Source organism: Pseudomonas sp. B21-032 (assembly GCF_024748965.1).
GTDB lineage: Bacteria > Pseudomonadota > Gammaproteobacteria > Pseudomonadales > Pseudomonadaceae > Aquipseudomonas.
Window position 1 is genome coordinate 261916 of the sequence record NZ_CP087180.1, and the last position, 20290, is coordinate 282205.

At 63.8% G+C, this 20290-nt stretch carries 18 protein-coding genes; 5 read left to right on the plus strand and 13 right to left on the minus strand.

The window, feature by feature from the left end; all coding sequences use genetic code 11:
* Positions 1 to 167 precede the first annotated feature (167 nt).
* Positions 168 to 1841, plus strand: a complete 1674-nt coding sequence (locus LOY54_RS01145) for a DUF4153 domain-containing protein (RefSeq protein WP_045201869.1) — start codon at positions 168 to 170, stop codon at positions 1839 to 1841.
* 57 nt (positions 1842 to 1898) lie between these two features.
* Here LOY54_RS01145 and LOY54_RS01150 read toward each other — a convergent pair whose 3' ends face one another.
* Positions 1899 to 3095 (minus strand): class I SAM-dependent rRNA methyltransferase, encoded by a 1197-nt coding sequence (locus LOY54_RS01150; protein ID WP_010222172.1) that lies wholly within the window; start codon positions 3093 to 3095, stop codon positions 1899 to 1901.
* 154 nt (positions 3096 to 3249) lie between these two features.
* Between LOY54_RS01150 and LOY54_RS01155 the strand changes: the two genes are divergently transcribed.
* Positions 3250 to 4116, plus strand: coding sequence for an HDOD domain-containing protein (locus tag LOY54_RS01155; RefSeq protein WP_045201871.1), 867 nt, complete (start codon positions 3250 to 3252; stop codon positions 4114 to 4116).
* A 3-nt stretch (positions 4117 to 4119) separates the two neighbouring features.
* Positions 4120 to 4932 (plus strand): bifunctional DNA-formamidopyrimidine glycosylase/DNA-(apurinic or apyrimidinic site) lyase, encoded by an 813-nt coding sequence (gene mutM, locus LOY54_RS01160; protein WP_045201873.1) that lies wholly within the window; start codon positions 4120 to 4122, stop codon positions 4930 to 4932.
* Between the two features lie 6 nt (positions 4933 to 4938).
* On the opposite strand, the gene ggt is transcribed toward mutM, so the two are convergent.
* From ggt to LOY54_RS01190, 6 genes are all read right to left on the minus strand, one after another.
* Complete coding sequence (gene ggt / locus LOY54_RS01165) at positions 4939 to 6627, minus strand: gamma-glutamyltransferase (protein ID WP_258608869.1); 1689 nt, start codon at positions 6625 to 6627, stop codon at positions 4939 to 4941.
* Positions 6627 to 6878, minus strand: coding sequence for a YfhL family 4Fe-4S dicluster ferredoxin (locus LOY54_RS01170; protein WP_045201878.1), 252 nt, complete (start codon positions 6876 to 6878; stop codon positions 6627 to 6629). The genes ggt and LOY54_RS01170 overlap by 1 nt, the downstream gene beginning before the upstream one ends.
* Positions 6879 to 6986: 108 nt before the next feature.
* Positions 6987 to 7466, minus strand: a complete 480-nt coding sequence (gene coaD / locus LOY54_RS01175) for a pantetheine-phosphate adenylyltransferase (RefSeq protein WP_038997673.1) — start codon at positions 7464 to 7466, stop codon at positions 6987 to 6989.
* Between the two features lie 112 nt (positions 7467 to 7578).
* Entirely contained in the window at positions 7579 to 9177 is a 1599-nt protein-coding gene (locus LOY54_RS01180; RefSeq protein WP_258608871.1) for a GMC family oxidoreductase, read from the minus strand.
* 27 nt (positions 9178 to 9204) lie between these two features.
* A complete protein-coding gene (locus LOY54_RS01185; protein WP_258608873.1) occupies positions 9205 to 9738 on the minus strand; it encodes a twin-arginine translocation pathway signal protein in 534 nt (177 codons plus the stop codon).
* Between the two features lie 25 nt (positions 9739 to 9763).
* A complete protein-coding gene (locus LOY54_RS01190; RefSeq protein ID WP_258608875.1) occupies positions 9764 to 11197 on the minus strand; it encodes a coniferyl aldehyde dehydrogenase in 1434 nt (477 codons plus the stop codon).
* 150 nt (positions 11198 to 11347) lie between these two features.
* On the opposite strand from LOY54_RS01190, the gene LOY54_RS01195 reads away from it, so the two are divergent.
* Positions 11348 to 12013: a TetR/AcrR family transcriptional regulator gene (locus LOY54_RS01195; protein WP_258608877.1), complete on the plus strand. Its 666-nt coding sequence runs from the start codon at positions 11348 to 11350 to the stop codon at positions 12011 to 12013.
* A gap of 39 nt (positions 12014 to 12052) precedes the next feature.
* A complete protein-coding gene (locus tag LOY54_RS01200; protein WP_258608878.1) occupies positions 12053 to 12907 on the plus strand; it encodes a sulfurtransferase in 855 nt (284 codons plus the stop codon).
* 13 nt (positions 12908 to 12920) lie between these two features.
* Here the strand turns inward: LOY54_RS01200 and LOY54_RS01205 are convergent, their stop codons facing one another.
* From LOY54_RS01205 to LOY54_RS01230, 6 genes are all read right to left on the minus strand, one after another.
* The gene (locus LOY54_RS01205; protein ID WP_093377251.1) at positions 12921 to 13913 is read right to left on the minus strand and encodes a hydrolase; all 993 of its coding nucleotides are present in this window, start codon (positions 13911 to 13913) and stop codon (positions 12921 to 12923) included.
* 66 nt (positions 13914 to 13979) lie between these two features.
* Complete coding sequence (locus LOY54_RS01210; protein ID WP_258608880.1) at positions 13980 to 15254, minus strand: pitrilysin family protein; 1275 nt, start codon at positions 15252 to 15254, stop codon at positions 13980 to 13982.
* Positions 15255 to 15375: 121 nt separating this feature from the next.
* Positions 15376 to 16725, minus strand: coding sequence for a pitrilysin family protein (locus LOY54_RS01215; RefSeq protein ID WP_258608882.1), 1350 nt, complete (start codon positions 16723 to 16725; stop codon positions 15376 to 15378).
* A 112-nt stretch (positions 16726 to 16837) separates the two neighbouring features.
* Positions 16838 to 17431 carry a 16S rRNA (guanine(966)-N(2))-methyltransferase RsmD gene (rsmD, locus tag LOY54_RS01220; RefSeq protein WP_045193976.1) on the minus strand — a complete coding sequence of 198 codons (594 nt, stop codon included), beginning with the start codon at positions 17429 to 17431 and terminating at the stop codon, positions 16838 to 16840.
* Positions 17431 to 18930 carry a pitrilysin family protein gene (locus LOY54_RS01225; protein ID WP_258608884.1) on the minus strand — a complete coding sequence of 500 codons (1500 nt, stop codon included), beginning with the start codon at positions 18928 to 18930 and terminating at the stop codon, positions 17431 to 17433. Before LOY54_RS01225 ends, rsmD begins: the two co-directional genes overlap by 1 nt.
* Complete coding sequence (locus tag LOY54_RS01230; RefSeq protein ID WP_045193974.1) at positions 18923 to 20278, minus strand: pitrilysin family protein; 1356 nt, start codon at positions 20276 to 20278, stop codon at positions 18923 to 18925. Before LOY54_RS01230 ends, LOY54_RS01225 begins: the two co-directional genes overlap by 8 nt.
* Positions 20279 to 20290: the final 12 nt, after the last annotated feature.

Genomic DNA, 20290 nt, shown 5'->3' on the forward strand with positions numbered 1-20290 from the left:
GGATGACTGGCGATGAATAGCCCGATTCTACACCGCTGCGGCCTTGAGGGAATGGCGTTGTGATAATTGGCCGTTGGCGCAGCCCGCAAGGTAAAGGCCTTGGCGTCGGCTGCCAGGCTTTGGGTAGACTTGCGCGCTTCGCACCCCACTGGCCAAAAGGATTTGCAATGCCTGCGATAAGTCGATCTTTACTGTTCTACCTGGCCATTGGCCTGCTGCAAGGCCTGGTGTTCCTCTTCGCCAGGCACATCCAGATTGATATCGCCGGGCTGCCCTTCGGCCTGTGCGCCGCCGTGCTGGTGGCCGGGGTCAACCTGCAACTGCTCGGCAGTGCGGTGTTGCAACGCGGTACCGCCTGGCTGGTCCTGGGCCTGACGCTGCTGATCGGCTTTATCAGCAGTTGGACCTTCAGCCAGGACACGCTGGGCTGGGTCTGGCAGAGCTCATGGCTGGCCGCGGTTGTGGTGACCTACATCGGCACCGCCTTCATCCTCAGCTGGCCGACCCGCGAAGGGCTGCGGCCGCGTTATGAAGACCTGTTCCGGCATGCCTGGAACAACATCTTCATCGTCCTCCTGGCGCTGCTGTTCACTCTGTTGTTCTGGCTGCTGCTGTGGCTGTGCGGGCGCTTGTTCCTGATGCTCGGCATCCCCCAGGTCGAAGATGTGCTGACCTCGGCGCCAGTGGTGCGTATCGGTCTGGCTGTGGTGTTCTCCCTGGGGATGCGCATGGGCCTGGAGAACGAAAAGGTCATCGGCCTGTTGCGCGGTGTGCTGCTGACCCTGTGCCGTGTGTTGCTGCCACTGAGCGCACTGATCGCCTTGCTGTTCAGCCTGATGCTGCCGTTTACCGGGTTGCAGCCGATCTGGAACACCGGCTACTCGACCACCATCCTGCTGTTGCTGGTGGCCATCAACCTGTTTTTGGTCAACGGTGTGTTCCAGGATGGCCATCAGGCCAATCCCTATCCGGGTGTGCTCAAGCGCCTGGTCGAGGCCTGCTTGCTGTGCTTGCCGGTGCTGGTGGCGTTGGCGGGCTATTCAAGCTGGTTGCGGGTGAATCAGTACGGCCTGACGCCTGAGCGTATTCTCGCCCTGTTGCTGATTGGTGTGATGCAGGTGCACAGCCTTGCTGCGCTGTGGGCGGTGTTCGCCTCGGGCAAGGGCTGGCTCAATAGCCTGCGGGTCAGTAACCCGTGGATTGCCCTGCTCAGCGCGGTGTTGGTGGTGCTGTTCTATACGCCGCTGCTGAACCCTTTGCAGCTCAGTGCCAACAACCAGGTCGAGCGTCTGCTTAGCGGGCGCACCGCGATCCAGGAATTTGATGCCAGAACCTTGTATCACGGCCTGGGCAAGCCGGGACGTGAGGCGTTCACGGCGCTGCAAGAGCGGCTCAAGACTGACGAGCTGTTCGACGCTGAAGGGCGCAAGAGGCTGCAGTGGATCATGGAAGAATCCCACGCGCGGTACGGCGAAGACACTCGCGGGCCGAAACTGGAATGGTTGGGCCCCGAGCAGCCTGGCAGCGAGGCGTTCGCCAAGATGGTCATGGCCGAGACTCAATGCACCGGCAGGGGCTGCTTTTTGTGGGGCGTGGACATGGATGGCGACGGGCGCAACGAAGTGTTGATGATCCCGCGGCACACCTACGCATCCAGCGTTTTTCTGTTTGCCCGCGAGGGCAAGGGTGAGTGGCGCGAAGTCGGTAGCCTGCACAGTATTCGCGATAACACCGAGCGCCTGGTTCAGCTGATCCGCCATGGGCAGATGAAACCGGTGATGCCGCGCTACAAGACGTTGACCATTGATGGTGTCGACCTGACCTGGCAGCCCAACCGCTAGCGTCTTGCAGGCAAAAAAATCCCGGCACCAGGCCGGGATTTTTTATTGCACCACGCCTTAGCTGTTAGGCAGCAGGCGGCAGGTGATGCTCTTGATGTAGCGGGTTTCCGGGATCGCCGGGTGCACCGGGTGATCCGGGCCCTGGCCGCCGCGCTCGAGCAGCTGGATGTTGCGGTCCAGGTGACGGGCGCTGGTCAGCAGGATGTTCTGCAGGTCGTCTTCCGGCAGGTGCATCGAGCACGATGCGCTGACCAGAATGCCGTCCTTGGTCAGCAGGCGCATGGCTTGCTCGTTCAGGCGGCGGTAGGCGCCTTCGCCGTTTTTCAGGTCTTTCTTGCGCTTGATGAAGGCGGGCGGGTCGGCCACGATTACGTCGAAACGCTCTTCGGAGGCCTTGAGCTCTTTCAGCGCTTCGAACACATCGCCTTCGATGCAGGTCAGCTTCTCGGCAATGCCGTTGAGCCCGGCGTTACGCTCGACGCCGTCCAGAGCAAAGCCCGAGGCATCGACGCAGAACACTTCGCTGGCACCAAAGGCACCGGCCTGCACGCCCCAGCCGCCGATGTAGCTGAACAGGTCGAGCACGCGCTTGCCCTTGACGTACGGCGCCAGGCGCGCACGGTTCATGCGGTGGTCGTAGAACCAGCCGGTCTTCTGGCCTTCCATGACCGGCGCCTCGAACTTCACGCCGTTCTCTTCCAGGGCCACCCATTCCGGCACCAGGCCGAACACGGTTTCAACGTAACGGCCCAGGCCTTCGGCGTCGCGCGCGGCCGAGTCGTTCTTGAACAGGATGCCGGTGGGCTTGAGCACCTGGACCAGCGCGGCAACCACGTCATCCTTGTGCTGTTCCATGGTCGCCGAGGCGAGCTGGACCACCAGGATATCGCCGAAACGATCGACCACCAGGCCCGGCAGCAGGTCGGAATCGCCGTACACCAGGCGGTAGAATGGCTTGTCGAACAGACGCTCGCGCAGCGACAGGGCGACGTTGATGCGGTGCACCAGCAGCGACTTGTCCAGGGCCAGCTTGGCGTCACGCGACAGCAGGCGGGCGCAGATCAGGTTGTTCGGGCTCATGGCGACGACGCCCAGGGCCTTGCCGCCGGCGGTCTCGAGGATCGCCTGGTCACCGGCCTTGAAGCCATGCAGCGGGGTCGCGGCGACGTCGATTTCGTTGCTGTAGACCCACAGGTGGCCGGCGCGCAGGCGGCGGTCGGCATTGGCTTTGAGACGAAGGCTGGGCAGGGACATGACGTCGCTCCGGGAAAAAAGAGCGGGATTATAACCCGATGCCTGACGCCTCGATGGGGAATAGCGACAAATTGCAACAGAGCGATGGCCTTTAGCTTCACCGCTGGCCAGTACGATCAGGTTAGAATCGCCGCTCAGCCCCGAGTGTGTACTTATGTCCCAGGAACTCTCCGCCGAACAGATCCAGCATGCCCTGCAAGGCATCAGCGTACCGCCGCAGCCGCAGATCATGGTTGACCTGCAGTTCGAGCAATACATGCCCGACCCTGACCTGGAGGTGATCGCCAAGCTGATCTCCCAGGACCCGGGCCTGTCCGGCGCGCTGCTCAAGCTGGTCAACTCGCCGTACTACGGCCTGACCAACAAGATCGCCTCGATCCAGCGCGCGGTGAACCTGCTCGGCAGCCGCTCGATCATCAACCTGATCAACGCCCAGTCGATCAAGGGCGAGATGAGCGACGACACCATCGTCACCCTCAACCGTTTCTGGGACACCGCCCAGGACGTAGCCATGACCTGCCTGACCCTGGCCAAGCGCATCGGCTCGCAGGCGGTGGACGAAGCCTATGCCCTGGGCCTGTTCCACGATTGCGGCGTGCCGTTGATGCTCAAACGCTTCCCCGAGTACATGAGCGTGCTCGAGGATGCCTACGCCAGTGCCGGTGCCGAGCAGCGGGTGGTCGACACCGAGAACCAGGTGTTCAACACCAACCACGCGGTGGTCGGTTACTACACCGCCAAGTCGTGGCGCCTGCCCGAGCACCTGAGCAACGCCATCGCCAACCATCACAACGCCCTGGCGGTATTCAGCGATGACTCGGCGCGCAACAGCCAGCTGAAAAACCTGCTGGCGATCCTGAAAATGGCCGAGCACATCTGCGCTTCGTACCGGGTGCTGGGCAACCAGAGCATCGACCACGAATGGAATACCGTCGGGCACCTGGTGCTCGATTATGTCGGCCTGTCCGAGTATGACTTCGAGAACCTCAAGCAGACCATTCGCGAACTGGGCGGTCACTGATCCATGCCGGAATTGCCAGAAGTCGAAACCACCCGGCGCGGTATTGCGCCTTACCTGGAGGGCCAGCGGGTCAGCCGGGTAATCGTGCGCGACCGGCGCCTGCGCTGGCCGATCCCCGAGGACCTCGACATTCGCCTTTCCGGGCAGCGCTTCGTCAAGGTCGAGCGGCGCGCCAAGTACCTGCTGCTCAATGCCGAAGTGGGCACCCTGATCAGCCACCTGGGCATGTCCGGTAATTTGCGCCTGGTCGAGATTGGATTGCCGGCGGCCAAGCACGAGCATGTGGATATCGAACTGGAGTCGGGCCTGGCCTTGCGCTACACCGATCCGCGGCGCTTCGGCGCGATGCTCTGGAGCCTCGATCCGCTCAACCATGAGCTGCTGATCAAGCTCGGCCCGGAGCCGTTAACCGATCTGTTCGACGGCGAGCGGTTGTTCCAGCTGTCGCGGGGCAAGTCGATGGCGGTCAAGCCGTTCATCATGGACAACGCGGTGGTGGTCGGGGTTGGCAATATCTATGCAACCGAGGCGCTGTTCGCTGCCGGTATCGACCCGCGCCGCGAAGCCGGGGGCATTTCCCGGGCGCGGTACCTGAAGCTTGCGATCGAGATCAAACGCATCCTCGCCTGCGCCATCGAGCGCGGCGGCACCACCTTGCGCGACTTTATCGGCGGCGACGGCCAGCCGGGCTACTTCCAGCAGGAACTGTTCGTCTACGGGCGCGGGGAAGAGCCGTGCAAGGTCTGCGGCAGCATCCTGCGTGAGGTCAAGCTTGGCCAGCGCGCCAGCGTCTACTGCCCGCGCTGCCAGAAGTGAAGGTGCTCAGCGCGGGCTGAGCACTTGCGCGGCGCCCACGCCGCGGGGGTCGCTGGCGGCTTCGAGGGTTTGCCCGGCCTTGTCCCAGTACAGCACTTGCTGATTGCCATAGCTGCGGCCCAGGTCCTTGAGCGGGTAGCCGCGTGCTTGCAGCTCGCGCTGCTGCCCGGTGCTGAAAGCCCCCGGTTCGTGCTCGACCACATCGGGCAGGTACTGGTGGTGATAGCGCGGCACCGCCGGCCATTCGGCCACCGGCCGGCCCTCAAGAAAGCCCATCATCGACAGCAGCACCATGCTCGGAATACGGCTGCCGCCCGGCGTGCCGAAGGCGGCGAACTGGGTCGGGCTCTCGATAAAGCTCGGGCTCATGCTCGACAGCGGCCGTTTGCCGGCGGCCACGGCATTGGCCTGGCTGCCGGCCAGGCCGTAACTGTTGCTGCCATGCGGGTCGGCGGCAAAGTCGTCCATTTCGTTGTTCAGCACCACGCCGGTGCCCGGGGCAGTAAACGCGGCGCCGAACGGCAGGTTGACCGACAGCGTCGCGGCCACGGCATTGCCGTCAGCGTCGATCACTGCAAAGTGGGTGGTGTGATCGCCCTCGCGCCAGGCCGGGGCGGGCGGCAGGCTGCTGCTGGGCGTTGCCTGGTGGACGTCGATGCTGTCGGCCAGCGACGTCAGGTAATTACGCGCGAGCAGCTGTGGTATCGGATTGCTGACGTAGTCCGGATCGCCGAGCAGGCCGCGGTCACGGTAGGCCCGGCGTAATACTTCCAGTACGTAATGGCTGCGCTGTACAGGCTCGGCGCTCTGCCAGGGCAGGCGCTGCAGCATCGCCAGGCTCTGGGCCAGGGCCACGCCACCGGCCGAGGGCGGTGGGGCGCTGATCAGTTCGCGTTGATTGGCCAGCTGGTAGCGCAGCGGCTCGCGTTTGGCGGTGCGGTAGTTGGCCAGGTCATCCAGGCTCCAGATCCCGCCCGCGGCCTGTACCCCCTGCACCATGGCCTGGGCGGTCGGGCCGGCATAGAAACCGTCGCGGCCCTGGCTGGCGATACGTTCAAGGGTTATGGCCAGTTGCGGTTGGCGGATTTTAGCGCCCAGGGCCGGCACTTCACCGTTGATCAGGAACAGACGGGCGCTTTCTGGATCGTCGCGCAGTGCGCTCAAGCGCATCTGCGCGCGGTCGCGATAGATACGGTCGACGGCAAAGCCCTGATTGGCCAGGCGAATAGCCGGGGCCAGGGTGCTTTTCAGTGGCAGCTTGCCGTGATGGGCAGCAAGGTCGGCGAGGGCGGCCGGCAAGCCGGGAATCGCCGCCGCCAGCGGGCCATTGATCGACAAGCCCGGCTGGACCTTGCCGTCCTTGAGGTACATGGCTTCGCTGGCCTTGCCAGGTGCGCGCTCGCGGGCATCGATAAAGGCATAGCGGGCGGGTGTGTCGCCCTCGCGCAGCAGGAAGAAGCCGCCGCCGCCCAGGCCTGAACCATAAGGCTCGACCACCGCCAGCGCGGCGCTGACGGCAATGGCGGCGTCAAAGGCGTTACCGCCCTGCTCGAAAATTTCGCGTGCGGCGGCAGTCGCGTCGCTATGCGGCGTGGCAATCGCCGCGCGGCCCGGACCTTGTGCCTGGGCACTGGCCATCCCCAGCGCCAGTACGGCGCCAAGGACCAGCGGGGTAACCCGGGCGACGAACGGCATCAGGCCTTGCCGGTAATTCGGCGGTATTTTTCCATCAGCTGCGCTTCGCTCTCCGGATGCGCTTCATCCAGCGGGATGCAGTCAACCGGGCAGACTTGCTGGCATTGCGGCTCGTCGTAGTGGCCGACGCACTGGGTGCACAGGTTGGGGTCGATCACGTAGATCTCTTCGCCTTGAGAGATCGCAGCGTTCGGGCACTCGGGTTCGCAGACGTCGCAGTTGATGCAATCGTCGGTGATGATCAGGGACATGGGGACTCCGGCCAGGGCTCAGAACCCGGGCATTTGAAAACCAATGGGCACAATTGTGCCGCATTAGCGCCCGCAGTGCACGCGGGCGCCGTGGTCAAATCGCCGATGTCACTTCTTGAAGCGTTCGGTCAGGGCCTCGGCCACCACCGGGTGGACGAATTTAGTGATGTCACCGCCCAGCGCCGCGATTTCCCGGACCAGGGTCGAGGAAATGAACGAATAGCGCTCTGAAGGGGTGAGGAACAGGCTCTCGACGTCGGGCGCCAGTTGGCGGTTCATGTTCGCCAGCTGGAACTCGTACTCGAAGTCCGAAACAGCCCGCAGGCCGCGCAGGAACACATTGGCCTGCTGTTCCTTGGCGAAATGCGCCAGCAAAGTGGAGAAGCCGATGACTTCGACATTGGGCAGGTGCTTGGTGACCTCACGAGCCAGTTCCACCCGTTGCTCCAGCGGGAACAGTGGGTTTTTCTTGGGGCTGGCGGCGACCGCAATGATCACCTGGTCGAACAGCCGCGAGGCACGCTCGACCAGATCGCCATGGCCCTTGGTAATAGGGTCGAAAGTACCTGGGTACAACACTCGGTTCATCGCGTCGTCCTGGCAGGAGTGCGTTGGGGAGTCGGATGGTATCGCAGCAGTGGCGGTCGGCCAAGTCGCCCGAGCACGCTGAAGGCACTATAGACAGTGCGGCCATTTGTTGTCATCTGCCAGCCACCAGGCGCGCGGCCAGGGCGTCGCTGAGCCGGGCACTGAGGCCGTACACCGACAATTGCGGGTTGGCGCCGATGCTGGTGGGGAACAGCGAGCCGTCGTGAATCGACAGGTTTTCCAGCTGATGGTGCCGGCCCAGGCTGTCGCACACCGCCTGGCGCGGGTCTTCGCCCATGGCGCAGCCGCCCATGACATGGGCGCTGCCCAGGCGGGTACGAAACAGTTCAAGGTTCAGGCCGTCGATCATCTGCCGCGCCTCGGCCAGGTTTTTTGCATGGCGGGCATCGCTGTGCACCGGCAACACGCTGTCGGCGCCGGCGGCGAACTGGATCTCGGCCATGCTCTGGAAGGCCCGGCGCACGCCGTCCCAGGCATAGGCCGACAGCGGGTAGTCGAGCACCGGCGAGCCATCGCCACGCAACTGCACCTCGCCGCCGACGCTGTCCGGGTGAAAGCCGTCGCGCAGCAGGGCGAGCATCACGTGGGTATGCGGCAGTTGCTCCATGCGCAGGGCGTTGTCCTTGCCGAAGCTGCCCAGCAAGGTGCTGGCCAGCGCTGGGTGCAGGGGCGGCACCTCGAGCTTGTAGCCCATCGGCCCGCTGACGCCGTCGCGCCACTGGAAATGGTCGGAGTAGATCGACTGCGGCGCGCCGTAGAACGGATTGACCTTGTCCTTGAACAGCCCGGCGCTGAAGTTGACCAGGTGCAGGAAGGTGCGCTTGCCCAGGCGCTCATGGGGGTCCGGAGCGTCCGAGCGCAGCAGCAGGCCGGGGCTGTTGATGCCGCCACCGGCAAGGATGTAATGCCGGGCCTTGACCCGGATCTGCCGGCCAGTGGGCTCGACGCAGCGCGCGTCCATGGCCACGCACTGCAGGCCGCTGATCTGTTCGCCGTTGTGCTCCAGGCGCTCGGCGCGGGCCAGGTACAGCAGCTCGCCGCCGTGCTCAAGGGTCGCCGGGATGCTGGTGACCAGCATCGACTGCTTGGCGTTGACCGGGCAACCCATGCCGCAATAGCCCAGGTTCCAGCAGCCGCGCACGTTGCGCGGGATCACTTTCCAGTTGTAGCCCAGCGCTTCGCAGCCGCGGCGCAGTGCTTCGTTGTTGGCGTTGGGCGGCATGATCCATGGCTCGATACCCAGGCGCTGTTCCATGCGTGCGAACCAGGGCGCCAATTCGGCGCTGCTCAGGCCTTTTACCCCGTGTTCGCGGGCCCAGTGCTCCAGGGTTGGCGCGGGGGTGCGAAAGCTCGAGGTCCAGTTGATCAGGGTGGTGCCGCCGACTGCGCGGCCTTGCAGGATGGTGATGGCGCCGTCCTTGCTCATGCGCCCGATGCCTTCCTGGTAGAGGCTGGCGTAGGCCTGGTCTTCGAGCATGTGAAAGTCGCTGCTGGTTTTCAGCGGGCCTTCTTCGATCAGCAGTACCTTGAAGCCTGCAGCACTGAGCAGCTCGGCACTGGTGGCGCCGCCGGCGCCGCTGCCGATAATGGCGATGTCGGTTTCAAGGCTCAGGTCCTGGTCCAGGCGCGAGGCATCACGGGTTTTCCAGCCACGGCCAAGGCCGTCGCGAAACAGGTCGGGTACGGGCATGTTCAGCCTCTTGTGGTTATCGGTGGATCAGACCTTGGGTGGCCCTGGGTAGCCGCAATGGGCCCAGGATTGCGGCAGTTCGTACCAGGCCATGTGCAGCAGTTGCAGCAGCGAGGCATGGCCCATGCGCAACAGGTTCAGCGAGCTGTCCTGCCAGCGCTGCAAAAAGGCTTCGATCTGCACGCTGCTGGCGTTGTCCCAACTGCCCCAGATGCCGGTCAACGGCCCGCGGATGAGCGCCATGGCGAGCACGTCGAACAGTTGCCGGGTCAACTTGAGCATGGCCGGCGACAGCGCGGCGAGCTTGTTGTCCAGCCCGCGCAGCAAGGCTTCGCGGTTGTCCGCCGCCTGGGTGCCAGCCAGGACTACCGGAATCAGCGCGTGGAGGATCGGCAAGTCGTTTTCGCGCAGGGTAATGAAGCCGCTGGCCGGTGTTTGCGCCGAGCAGCCGCTAAGGCTGGCGCCCAACCCGGCGGTGGCGAGCAAGGCGCTGGCGCCGAGGCTGAACTTGAGCAGCCCACGCCGGCTCAGCGCGGGGTTTACAGGCAGGCTTGTGGTCATTGTTATCAGGCCCGAGGGTGGTTTTTCAGCGAATGAACAGTGTGTACACCAGCTTGAGCAGCCCCTTGCCGTAAGGCGGGTAGATCAGCCGCGCGGCGTTGAAACGCTGCTTGGCGAACACCGCCTTGGCCTTGCTGAAGGTCAGGAAACCTTCATGGCCGTGGTAATGGCCCATGCCCGAGGGGCCAATGCCGCCGAACGGCAGGTCGTCCTGGGCGACGTGCAACAGGGTGTCGTTGAGGCATACGCCGCCAGAGTGGGTCTGTTCCAATACCCGTTGCTGCTCGCTGCGCTCGTAGCCGAAGTAATACAGCGCCAGTGGGCGCGGGCGTTGATTGATGTAGGCCAGCGCCTGGTCGAGGCTGTCGTAGGGCACCAACGGTAGCAGCGGGCCGAAGATTTCGTCCTGCATCACGCGCATGTCGTCGCTGACTCCGAGTAGCAGGTGCGGCGGCAGGCGCCGTCCATGGCGTGGCTCTTGGGGGTACAGGTCGATGATCTCGGCGCCCTTGCTGCGGGCATCCTCGAGATAACTCTCCAGGCGGGCCAGGTGGCGCGGGTTGATGATCGCGCTGTAGTCCGGGTTGTCGGCCAGGGTCGGGTAAAAGCGCCGCACGACGTCGCGGTAGGCCGTGGCGAAGTCCCTCAGGCGATCACGTGGCACCAGCACGTAGTCGGGAGCCACGCAGGTCTGGCCGGCGTTGAGGGTCTTGCCGAAGGCGATGCGTTCGGCGGCGTCGGCCAGCGGCACGCTGGCCGAGACAATGGCCGGCGATTTGCCGCCCAGTTCCAGGGTCACTGGCGTTAGGTTGTGCGCGGCGGCGAGCATCACCTGGCGGCCGACACTGGTGGCCCCGGTAAACAGCAGGTGATCGAACGGCAGGCGCGAGAAGGCCTGGGCAACATCGGCCTCACCCAGCACCACGCTGACCAGGTCTTCGGGGAAGATCTTGTCGAGCAGTTGCTGGAGCAACAGGCCGGTCGCCGGGGTTGCTTCGCTGAGCTTGAGCATTACCCGGTTGCCGGCGGCCAGGGCGCAGGTCAGCGGGCCGATGGCAAGAAACAGCGGGTAGTTCCACGGCACAATGATGCCGACCACTCCCAGCGGTTGGTACTGGACCTCTGCGCTGGCCGGCTGGAAGGCCAGGCCGACCTTGCGCCTGGAGGCTTTCATCCACTGCTTGAGGTGCTTTTCGCCATGGCGCAGGCCCTGAATGCTCGGCATCAATTCGGCCAGCAGGGTTTCGTTGGCGCTACGCCCAGAGAAGTCCTCGTTGATCGCTGCGATCAACGCGTCCTGTTGCTCCAGCAGGGCTTCGCGCAGGCTTTTCAGCCATTGCCGGCGCTGTGGCGCAGAGGGCAGGGGGTTGCCGGCAAAGGCCTGGCGCTGGGTGGCGAACACCGCGTCAAGGGCGGCGAATTCGGTGGGCGGCAGGGAGCGGGTAGCGTCGGCGAGCATGCGAAACTCCACGGCAAGGCAGGTTTTCTAGAGCATATACTCTAATATGTGCCCGGTGCGACTGTTTTTCACAGCGCCTGCGGGTACATACCGGTGTGGATACACCGTAAGATGGACCTATTCATTCAAGCTCAACGCCTGGAATTGATCATGGCCCCGCGTATCAAGACCCGCGAGCGCATCGTGCAGAACAGCCTGGAGCTGTTCAACCAGCAGGGCGAGCGCAGTGTCAGCACTAACCACATTGCCGCGCACATGGAGATTTCGCCCGGCAACCTGTACTACCACTTCGCCAACAAGCAGGAAATCATCGCCGTGCTCTTCACCCAGTATGAAGAGCTGGTGGAAAGCTTTTTGCGCCCGCCCCAGGGGCGTGTTGCAACAGTCGAAGACAAGCGCTTCTACCTCAAGGCGTTGCTGGCGGCGATGTGGAACTACCGCTTTCTGCACCGCGACCTGGAACACCTGCTCGACAGCGACAAGGAACTGGCCGCCCGTTACCGGCGCTTCTCCCAGCGCTGCCTGCTGCAGGGCCAGGCGATCTACCGCGGCTTTGTCGAGGCCGGCATCGTCGAGATGGACAGCGTGCAGATCGAGTCGCTGACCCTCAATGCCTGGATCATCCTTACGTCCTGGGTGCGTTTTCTCTGTACCACTCGCGAAAATTCCGCGCACTTGAGTGAAGAAGCCTTCAAGCGCGGTGTCTATCAGGTATTGGTGCTGGAGCTTGGCTTTGTCACCGCCAAGGCGCGCCCCGCCGTCGACGCCTTGTGCCAGGAATTCTACGTTTCGCTTAACCAGGCGCTGGAGCAATAACGCCCGGGCCTTATCCGTTCAATCGTTCAGGAGACTGTCATGCCCCTCGCGCAACTGATCACCGCCCAGCAATTGGCCGAACGCCTGGAGGCGCCGGCGCTGGTGATTCTCGATTGCCGTTTTGCCCTGGAAGACATCGATTATGGTCAGCGCAGCTATGCCGAGGGGCATATTGCCGGGGCGCACTTTGCCGACCTTGAGCGCGACCTCAGCGGGCCGATCATCAAGGGCGTGACCGGCCGCCACCCGTTGCCGGACCCGGAGCGTCTGGTCGAGCGCCTGCGGGACTGGGGCATCGACAACGACAGCGAAATCGTCCTCTACGACGACGGCCCAGGTGCCTTCGCCGCGCGGGCCTGGTGGCTGCTGGCCTGGCTGGGCAAGCGCAGTGGTGTATTCATCCTCGATGGCGGCCTCAAGGCCTGGCACGCGGCCGGGCTGCCGCTGAGCCTTGATCCGCCGGTCAAGCGCGAAGGCAACTTCAGTGGTGAGCCGGACGCCAGCCTGGTGCTGGATGCTGCGCAGTTGGGCGAGCGCCTGGGCAAGCCGGAGCTTACGTTGATCGATGCCCGTGGCCTGCCGCGTTTTCGCGGCGAGGTCGAGCCGATCGATCCGGTGGCCGGGCATATTCCCGGTGCACAATGCGCAGCCTTTACCGACAACCTCGGCGCCGACGGGCGGTTTCTGCCGGCCGAGCAGCTCAAGCAGCGCTTTGCCCAGAAGCTGGACAAGCGTTCGCCAGAGCAACTGGTCGCTTACTGCGGATCGGGGGTGACGGCTTGCCACAACCTGTTTGCCCTGGCGCTGGCGGGGTATCCGCTGGGCAAGCTGTATGCGGGCTCGTGGAGTGAGTGGATTACCGACTCCAAGCGGGCGGTGGCCACTGGCGACTGAAAAGCATCGCGGGTCAGTTTCCAGCCAGCCACTGCGGAATCCGCCGCTCCAGGTAATACCCCGGATTGCGCACGCTGCCATCGACAAACCCTACATGTCCGCCCCGCGCATGCAGCTCAAAGGTGGTCTGCGCCGCCAGTTCATTGGCTGCTGGCAAGCTATGGGCGAACACGAAGGGATCATCGCTGGAATGGATGATCAGCGTCGGCGTGCGGTTCTCGCCCAGAAAATACCGGCTGGAAGCACGTCGGTAGTAGTCCTTGGCATCGCTAAAGCCATTGAGCGGCGCGGTCACCCGGCCGTCGAAATCCCAGAAGGTGCGCAGGTTTTCCAGCGGCCCCAGGCGCTCCAGCGCGGCCAGCCCTTCGTGGTGGCCGTGATGCTGGAAGTGGCGCTGCTTATCCTTCACATAAGCGAGCATGGCGCGCATGAAATGCGCCTGGTACACCCGGGAAAAACCCAGGCCGATGCGGTCGGCGCACTGGTCCAGGCGAAACGGCACCGACACCGCCACCGCCGCCTGCAACTGGCTGGCCGAGCCGGCTTCGCCCAGGTGCTTGAGCAGCACATTGCCGCCCAGCGAGTAACCTACGGCGTATAGCGGTGCCTGCGGGCGCTGGGCGCGCAGGTGATCAATGGCTTCGGCCAGGTCTTCGCTGGCACCGGAATGGTAGCTGCGTGGCAGCAGGTTGGGTTCGCCCGAGCAGCCGCGCCAGTTCAGCGCCACGCTGGCCCAGCCACGGTCGGCCAGGGCCTGCTGCATGCCGATGACGTACGGCGAGCTGGACGAGCCGGTGAGCCCGTGCAGCACCAGCACCACCGGGGTTGTCGCTTCATGGGGGCCGTGCCAGTCGAGGTCGAGGAAATCGCCATCAGCCAGCCACAGACGTTCGCGCTGGCGGCTCAGGGCCGCTGACTTGCGCCACAGCGGCCCCCAGAGCGTCTGCATATGTGGATTGCCCAGCCCCAGGGCGGGTTTGAAGGGGCTGGGGGTTGAGGCAAACATCGTGGCGTACTCGCAGATCTGTTTCAGACAAGTGTATGTCCGGTTACTGGCAGTTGCCCGCACCGATCAGCCGGTTGCAGGCTCGATGTTCGGCAAGGCGTCTTGTTCGACCGTCGGGCCGACACTGATTTGCACCAGCTTGTCGAGCTTCAGGTGTTTTTTCAACGCGACTTTCAGCTGATCCAGGGTCAGCGCCTGGAGCTTGTCGAGAAACGCCTGGCGGTTGTCCAGCGGCAACTGGTTGACCCCGGTGTGGGTCAGGATATCGCTGATCTGCTGGTTGCTCACTGAACCCAACAGGTAGCTGCCGCGCAGCTTGTGCTTCGCGTCTTCGACCTCCTGCGCGGTCGGCCCCTGTGCGGCGTAGTCTGCAAGTAATTGCTCGAGCAACGCCATGCTGGCATCGCGGTACCTGGCCTCGACCGAAGTGGTGAAGGTCCAGAGGCCGCTGGCAGGGTGCTGGATCAACTTTGATCTGGCGTCATAGGTCAAACCACGTTGGCTGCGCAGTTCATCGAACAGGCGCGAAGTCGCGCCGGGGCCGCCCAGAATCAGATTGGCCAGGGTCAGCGCCGGTGCATCGGCATGGTGCACGCTGATGCCGGGTATGGCAAACAACAACAGCGCCTGGCTGCCCGAATGCTCAAGGTGATAGATCTCCGGCTCGAAAGCAGCGGGCACGGGTAAAGGTGAGAGTGCCGGCCCGTCGGGCAGTGCTGACGATACTTGAAGCGCAATGGCTTGAGCCTGCTCAAGCGAAAGGTCACCGACCAGGGTGATCAGTGCATTGCCCGCAGCGAACGCTTGCTGGTGAAATGCGCGGATATCGGCAATGGTCAGCGATTCAATTGCCTGCCTGGTGCCGATGCTGTTCGTTGCATAGGGGTGATTGGCGTAAGCATGCTGGTAAAGCAGGTCGGTGGCCCTGTAGTTCTGCAACTCCTGGCGTTGTATGAGCAGGCTGGCGAGCTGATCCTTGATCGCCTGCAGCTTGTCATCGGCAAGTTGCGGTTTGCCGAGCACATCTGTCAGCAAGTCGACGGCTTTGTTGCTGTGCTCCTGGCTGCTGAGGCTGCGCAGGGTTACGGCCAGGCTGTCTCGCCCGGCCTGCTTGTGAAACTTTGCGCCGACCGCATCGAAGCCTTCGGCAATCTGCAGGGCATCGTACTGGCCTGCGCCCTCATCGAGCATGCCCAGGGTGAGTTGTGCCAGGCCTGCTGCGCCATCATCGCGGGCGCTACCGGCAGCGAATACAACCTGCAGGTCAAACATCGGCAAATGGTTGTTCTGCACAAACAACACCTGGCTGCCCTGAGGCGTGTGCCACGATTCGATCGGCAATTGAGGGATGCTTGTCAGGGGGGCGGTGGATTTCAGGGATTGCAGCTCAGCCGCAGCGCTCTGGGCGTATGCAGTGACAGATGTTATCAACAGGACGATCGGTAAAAGGTTTCTCCTGAACTTATTCATCATCGGCCTCCTTGGCCTGCAGGTAGGCGACCGTAAGCCGTTCGCGGGTGAAGTAGGTGTTGGCAGCCTGCTGTAGTTGTTCAGGCGTTATTCGCGCCAGGTCGTCGGCATCATTGTCCAGTTGAGCGGCAGGCAAGCCACTGCCGAGCAGGGCAGCCAAGTCGCCGGCCTGATAGTCGAGGGTGTCGCGGGCGAAGGTGTTTTCTGCCAGCAGCAGTGTTCGCGCCCGGGCAAGTTCGTCAGGTTCGGGAGGGGTTTTTTTCAGTGCCTGCAGTTGTGCCCAGATCGCCGCTTGCAGTTCGTCCAGTGGCCTGGGCTGAACGGTATTGATTGACGCCTGGATCTCGAACAGGTTATCGCCCCTGGCCACCGGGTCGTAGCTGACTTCAGGGCGTGTCAGCAGAGTTTGCTGGCGCTCCAGCCGGGTGCTGAGGCGGGCGCTCAAGCCTTTGCCCAGCAGGGCCGAAAGCAGGCGCAAGGCATGTACGTCGGTTGCCGACGCTGCGCTGGCATAGGTCGGCACGTTGAAGGCCATGACCAGGATTGGCGTACTGACCTCTTCGTAGACCGTAACCTGACGGGGGCCGGGGGCAGCGGTCTGAAGGGGCTTCTTAATGAACGGCAGGTCTTGGCGGGGGAAACCGGCAAAATACGTTTCAACCTCGCGTTTCACCGCATCACGCTGTACATCGCCAACGATGATCAGCGTGGCATTGTTGGGCGCGTACCAGGTGCGATACCAGGCGCGCAGTTCTTCGTTGTGCATGCGCTGCAGATCGCTCATCCAGCCGATCACCGGGGTGTGATAGCTGCTTTGCGGGTAGGCAATGGCCTGCAGTTGCTCAAAGAGCCTTAGCAATGGATCGTTATCGACATTCTCTCGCCGCTCAGCCTTGACCGCTTCGATCTCGCGAACGAACTCGTGTTCGCTCAGCACTGCGCCTTTGAGCAGATCGGCATTGAGCTCCAGCGCTACAGCCAGCCGATCACTGGGGAGCGTCTGATGATGCACGGTGAAGTCACGGAGGGTGTAGGCGTTGTCCTCGCCGCCCAGGCGTTCGATGATCTGTGAGAGCTGACCCGGGGCGGTCTTGGTGCTGCCTCGGTAGAGCAGGTGTTCGAGGGCGTGGGATAAGCCGGACTGCCCGGGGTACTCATGGCTCGAACCCACCTTGACCAGCATATGTGTGGTGACCACGGGCGCCCGGCGGTCTTCGCTGATGACTACGTGCAGGCCGTTGTCGAGGGTGAACTCATGGCGAATGGAGGGTTCGGCCAGGGCCTGGCCTGATAGCAGAAACAGGCCGAGCAGGCTGCTCCTGAGGGAGGTGCGTCGATCCATGACAGTGATCCTTGTGGTTGAAAACAAGGCGCACGATCAGGCAAGCGTAAAGGTGAAAGGCGTTAGATATTTAGCGGGCACGACCCGGCGGCGGCCGGGTCGTGCTGATTGCTCAGCCGCGCTGCCAGAGTGCGTAGTAGACCTGGCCGGCCTTTTTCTCGCGGTGCAGGCGCCAGTTGCCGGGCAACTGCAAGGTCGATGGCGGAGTTTCGCTCTCGGTGTAGATCCAGGCGTTTTCAGCCAGCCACTGACGCTCCTCAAGCAGGGCGCAGGTGGTCGGCAGCAGGCCCTGGTTGAACGGCGGATCGAGGAACACCAGGTCGAAGGCCAGCTTCGGCTCGCCTTGCAGGTAGCGCTGGGCGTCGGTCTGGATCACCTGGCCGCGAGGGCAGCGCAGGGTTTCGAGGTTCTGCCGCAGGCTGGCAATGGCCGCCGGGTTGCTGTCCAGGGCCACGGAATCGCCCGCGCCACGGGACAGCGCTTCGAGGTACAGGGCGCCGCTGCCGGTGTAGGCGTCGAGCACCTTGGCCCCTTCGATGTGCGGGGCAAGCCAGTTGAACAGGGTCTCGCGAACCCGGTCCGGGGTTGGGCGCAGGCCCGGCGCGTCAGGGAAGCCCAGGCGCCGGCTGCGCCATTCGCCGGCAATGATGCGCAGCTGGCCCTGGCCGTGGTGCGGCTTGGCCGGTTTTGCGGATGGACTGGCCATTAATGCTCCGGTACGCCAAGCGGTTGCTCGGCGGGTTTGTCAGTGGGCGGCGGCAAGGGTTTTTGCGGCACGCTTGGCCCGGCGGTGACGATAACCATCTTGTCAGCGGCCAGGTGTTTGTTCAGCGCTGCCTTGACCTGTTCGGTGGTCAGTTGCTGGGACTGCTGCATGTAGTCTTCCAGCCAGGTCAGTGGCAGGTTGTAGAAGCCGATGGCGCCCAGTTGGCCAACGATGCTGGCGTTGCTGGCATTGGACAGCGGGAAGCTGCCGGCCAGTTCCCGCTTGGCGTCGTCCAGCTCAGCCTGGCTCGGGCCGCTCTTGAGGTAGTCGGCGAGGATGTCCTGGACCAGCTTGAGGGTGCCTTCGCTGAGCTCGGCACGGGTCTGCAGGTTGATCATGAACGGGCCACGCACCTGCATCGGGCTGAACACCGAGTATACGCCGTAGGTCAGGCCGCGTTTCTCGCGCACTTCGCTCATCAGGCGGGTGCCGAAGGTGCCACCCCCGAGGATCTGGTTGCCCAGCGACAGCGCAGGGTAGTCCGGATCGTTACGATCAATGCCCAGTTGCGCGAGCATCAGGTGGGTCTGCTTGGACGGGAAGTCAATGTGGGTTGCGCCGGCCTTGGGTTCGCTTGGCTGGGCCACTTTGGCCAGGGCCGGGCCTTTGGGCAGGGCCGAGGACACCTGTGCGGCAATGGCTTCGGCTTCGCTGCGGCTCAGGTCGCCGACCAGGGCGATCACCGTATTGCCAGCGGCATAGGCCTTGGCGTGGAAGGCACGCAGTTGCTCCAGGGTGATCGGCGCAATGCTCTTGGCGGTGCCGTCACTCGGGTGGGCATAGGGGTGGGTGCCATACAGGCGCTCGAACAGCTCGATGCTGGCCAGCTTGCCGGGGTTCTGCTTCTGGTATTCGAAGCCGGCCTGCATCTGGTTCTTGATGCGCGCCAGGGCGTCCTGCGGGAAGGTCGGCTTGCCGACCACTTCGGCGAACAGCTTGAGCGCAGGTTCACGCTTGTCGGCCGCGCTCAGGCTACGCAGCGAGGCCACGGCCATGTCGCGGTAGGCGCCGTTGCCAAAGTCGGCGCCCAGGCCCTCGAAGCCTTCGGCGATGGCGGTAACGTCCTTGCCGGCCACGCCTTCGTTGAGCATGGCGTTGGTCAGGGTCGCGAGGCCCGGGGCATCGCCGTCCTGGCTGCTGCCGGCGGCGAAAGTCAGGCGCAGGTCGAACATCGGCAGCTCGCGGGCTTCGACGAACAGCACGCGGGCGCCTTCGGCGGTGTTCCAGCTCTGGATGTTCAGTTGCCGGCGGCTTGGCGCCTTGCCATTCAGCTCGGCCAGCGATTGCAGGGTGTTGGCCGCCTTGGCTTCGGTGACCGCAGCCGGCTGCGCGGCGTTATCCGATTGCGCAGGTTTGGCCAGGAAGAACGCCAGCAGGCCAATCAGCAACAACAGGCCCAGGCCGATCAGGGTGTAGCGGGGTGCGCTGCGTTCACTCATGAGCGTTCTCCTCGGGCAGTACATGGGCAACGCTCAGGCGTTCACGGGTGAAATAAGTACGGGCGGCGTTCTGGATGTCGGCCGGGGTCACGCTTTTGAGCTCGTCCAGCTCGCTGTCGATCAGTTTCCACGACAGGCCGACGGTTTCCAGTTGGCCGATGGCGGTGGCCTGGCTGCTGATCGAGTCACGGTCGTAGACCAGCCCGGCGATGACCTGGGCACGTACGCGCTCAAGCTCTTCAGCCGACGGCGGGGTGGTTTTCAGCTCGTCGAGCAGCTTCCAGATACCGGCTTCGACGTCGGCCAGGGTCTTGTGCTTTTGCAGGTTCGGCATGGCCGAGATCACGAACAGGCTGTCGCCGCGGGTGAACGGGTTGTAGCTCGACGAAGCCCCGGTGACCAGCTCCTGGCCGCGCTCCAGGCGACTTGGCAGGCGCGCGCTGTAGCCGCCGTCGAGCAATGCCGAGATCAGCCGCAGGGCGTGCACGCTGCGCGGGTCCTTGGCGGTGGCCAGGCCCGGGGTGTTGAAACCGTAGATCAGGCTCGGCAGCTGGGTTTGCACATGCAGGGTGGTTTCCCGCAGGCCTGGCTCGGCCAGTTCGAGTGGCAGCTTGGCCGGTGGCACCGCGCGTTTCGGGATGGCGCCGAAGAAGCGCTGGGCCAGGCCCTTGACCTCGTCGACGGTGACATCGCCAACCACCACCAGGGTGGCGTTGTTCGGCACGTACCAGGACTCGTACCAGTGGCGCAGTTCCTCGACCTTCATGCGGTCAAGGTCTGCCATCCAGCCGATGGTCGGGGTGCGGTAGCTGCTGGCGGGAAAAGCCATGGCGCTGAATAGCTCGAAGGCCTTGGCGTTGGGCTGGTCGTCAGTGCGCAGGCGGCGCTCTTCCTTGATGACCTCGATCTCGCGGCTGAACTCGTCGGCCGGCAGGCGCAGGCTGGCCATGCGGTCGGCTTCAAGCTCCAGGGCCACCGGCAGGCGGTCGCGGGCCAGTACCTGGTAATAAGCGGTGTAGTCGTCGCTGGTGAAGGCGTTCTCTTCGGCGCCCAGGTCGCGCAGGATGCGCGAGGCTTCGCCAGGGCCGAGCTTCTCGCTGCCTTTGAACATCATGTGTTCCAGGGCATGGGAAAGGCCGGTCTGGCCCGGTGATTCGTAGGTCGAACCGACCTTGTACCAGATCTGCGAGACCACCACCGGCGCCCGGTGGTCCTCGCGCACGACCACTTTCAGGCCGTTGTCGAGAATGAATTCGTGGGTGGGTTGCGTATCGGCGGCGAAGGCCGCGAACGGCAGACAAACTGTGCTGAGCAACAGGCCAGCGGCGCGGCGGGCTAGAGCGTTCATACGTTGTTTAAC

Excerpts from the sequence above, each read along its gene's own strand:
- LOY54_RS01145 (WP_045201869.1), top strand. The coding sequence starts at position 168 with ATGCCTGCGATAAGTCGATCTTTACTGTTCTACCTGGCCATTGGCCTG.
- LOY54_RS01150 (WP_010222172.1), bottom strand. The coding sequence starts at position 3,095 with ATGTCCCTGCCCAGCCTTCGTCTCAAAGCCAATGCCGACCGCCGCCTG.
- LOY54_RS01155 (WP_045201871.1), top strand. The coding sequence starts at position 3,250 with ATGTCCCAGGAACTCTCCGCCGAACAGATCCAGCATGCCCTGCAAGGC.
- mutM (WP_045201873.1), top strand. The coding sequence starts at position 4,120 with ATGCCGGAATTGCCAGAAGTCGAAACCACCCGGCGCGGTATTGCGCCT.
- ggt (WP_258608869.1), bottom strand. The coding sequence starts at position 6,627 with ATGCCGTTCGTCGCCCGGGTTACCCCGCTGGTCCTTGGCGCCGTACTG.
- LOY54_RS01170 (WP_045201878.1), bottom strand. The coding sequence starts at position 6,878 with ATGTCCCTGATCATCACCGACGATTGCATCAACTGCGACGTCTGCGAA.
- coaD (WP_038997673.1), bottom strand. The coding sequence starts at position 7,466 with ATGAACCGAGTGTTGTACCCAGGTACTTTCGACCCTATTACCAAGGGC.
- LOY54_RS01180 (WP_258608871.1), bottom strand. The coding sequence starts at position 9,177 with ATGCCCGTACCCGACCTGTTTCGCGACGGCCTTGGCCGTGGCTGGAAA.
- LOY54_RS01185 (WP_258608873.1), bottom strand. The coding sequence starts at position 9,738 with ATGACCACAAGCCTGCCTGTAAACCCCGCGCTGAGCCGGCGTGGGCTG.
- LOY54_RS01190 (WP_258608875.1), bottom strand. The coding sequence starts at position 11,197 with ATGCTCGCCGACGCTACCCGCTCCCTGCCGCCCACCGAATTCGCCGCC.
- LOY54_RS01195 (WP_258608877.1), top strand. The coding sequence starts at position 11,348 with ATGGCCCCGCGTATCAAGACCCGCGAGCGCATCGTGCAGAACAGCCTG.
- LOY54_RS01200 (WP_258608878.1), top strand. The coding sequence starts at position 12,053 with ATGCCCCTCGCGCAACTGATCACCGCCCAGCAATTGGCCGAACGCCTG.
- LOY54_RS01205 (WP_093377251.1), bottom strand. The coding sequence starts at position 13,913 with ATGTTTGCCTCAACCCCCAGCCCCTTCAAACCCGCCCTGGGGCTGGGC.
- LOY54_RS01215 (WP_258608882.1), bottom strand. The coding sequence starts at position 16,725 with ATGGATCGACGCACCTCCCTCAGGAGCAGCCTGCTCGGCCTGTTTCTG.
- rsmD (WP_045193976.1), bottom strand. The coding sequence starts at position 17,431 with ATGGCCAGTCCATCCGCAAAACCGGCCAAGCCGCACCACGGCCAGGGC.
- LOY54_RS01225 (WP_258608884.1), bottom strand. The coding sequence starts at position 18,930 with ATGAGTGAACGCAGCGCACCCCGCTACACCCTGATCGGCCTGGGCCTG.
- LOY54_RS01230 (WP_045193974.1), bottom strand. The coding sequence starts at position 20,278 with ATGAACGCTCTAGCCCGCCGCGCCGCTGGCCTGTTGCTCAGCACAGTT.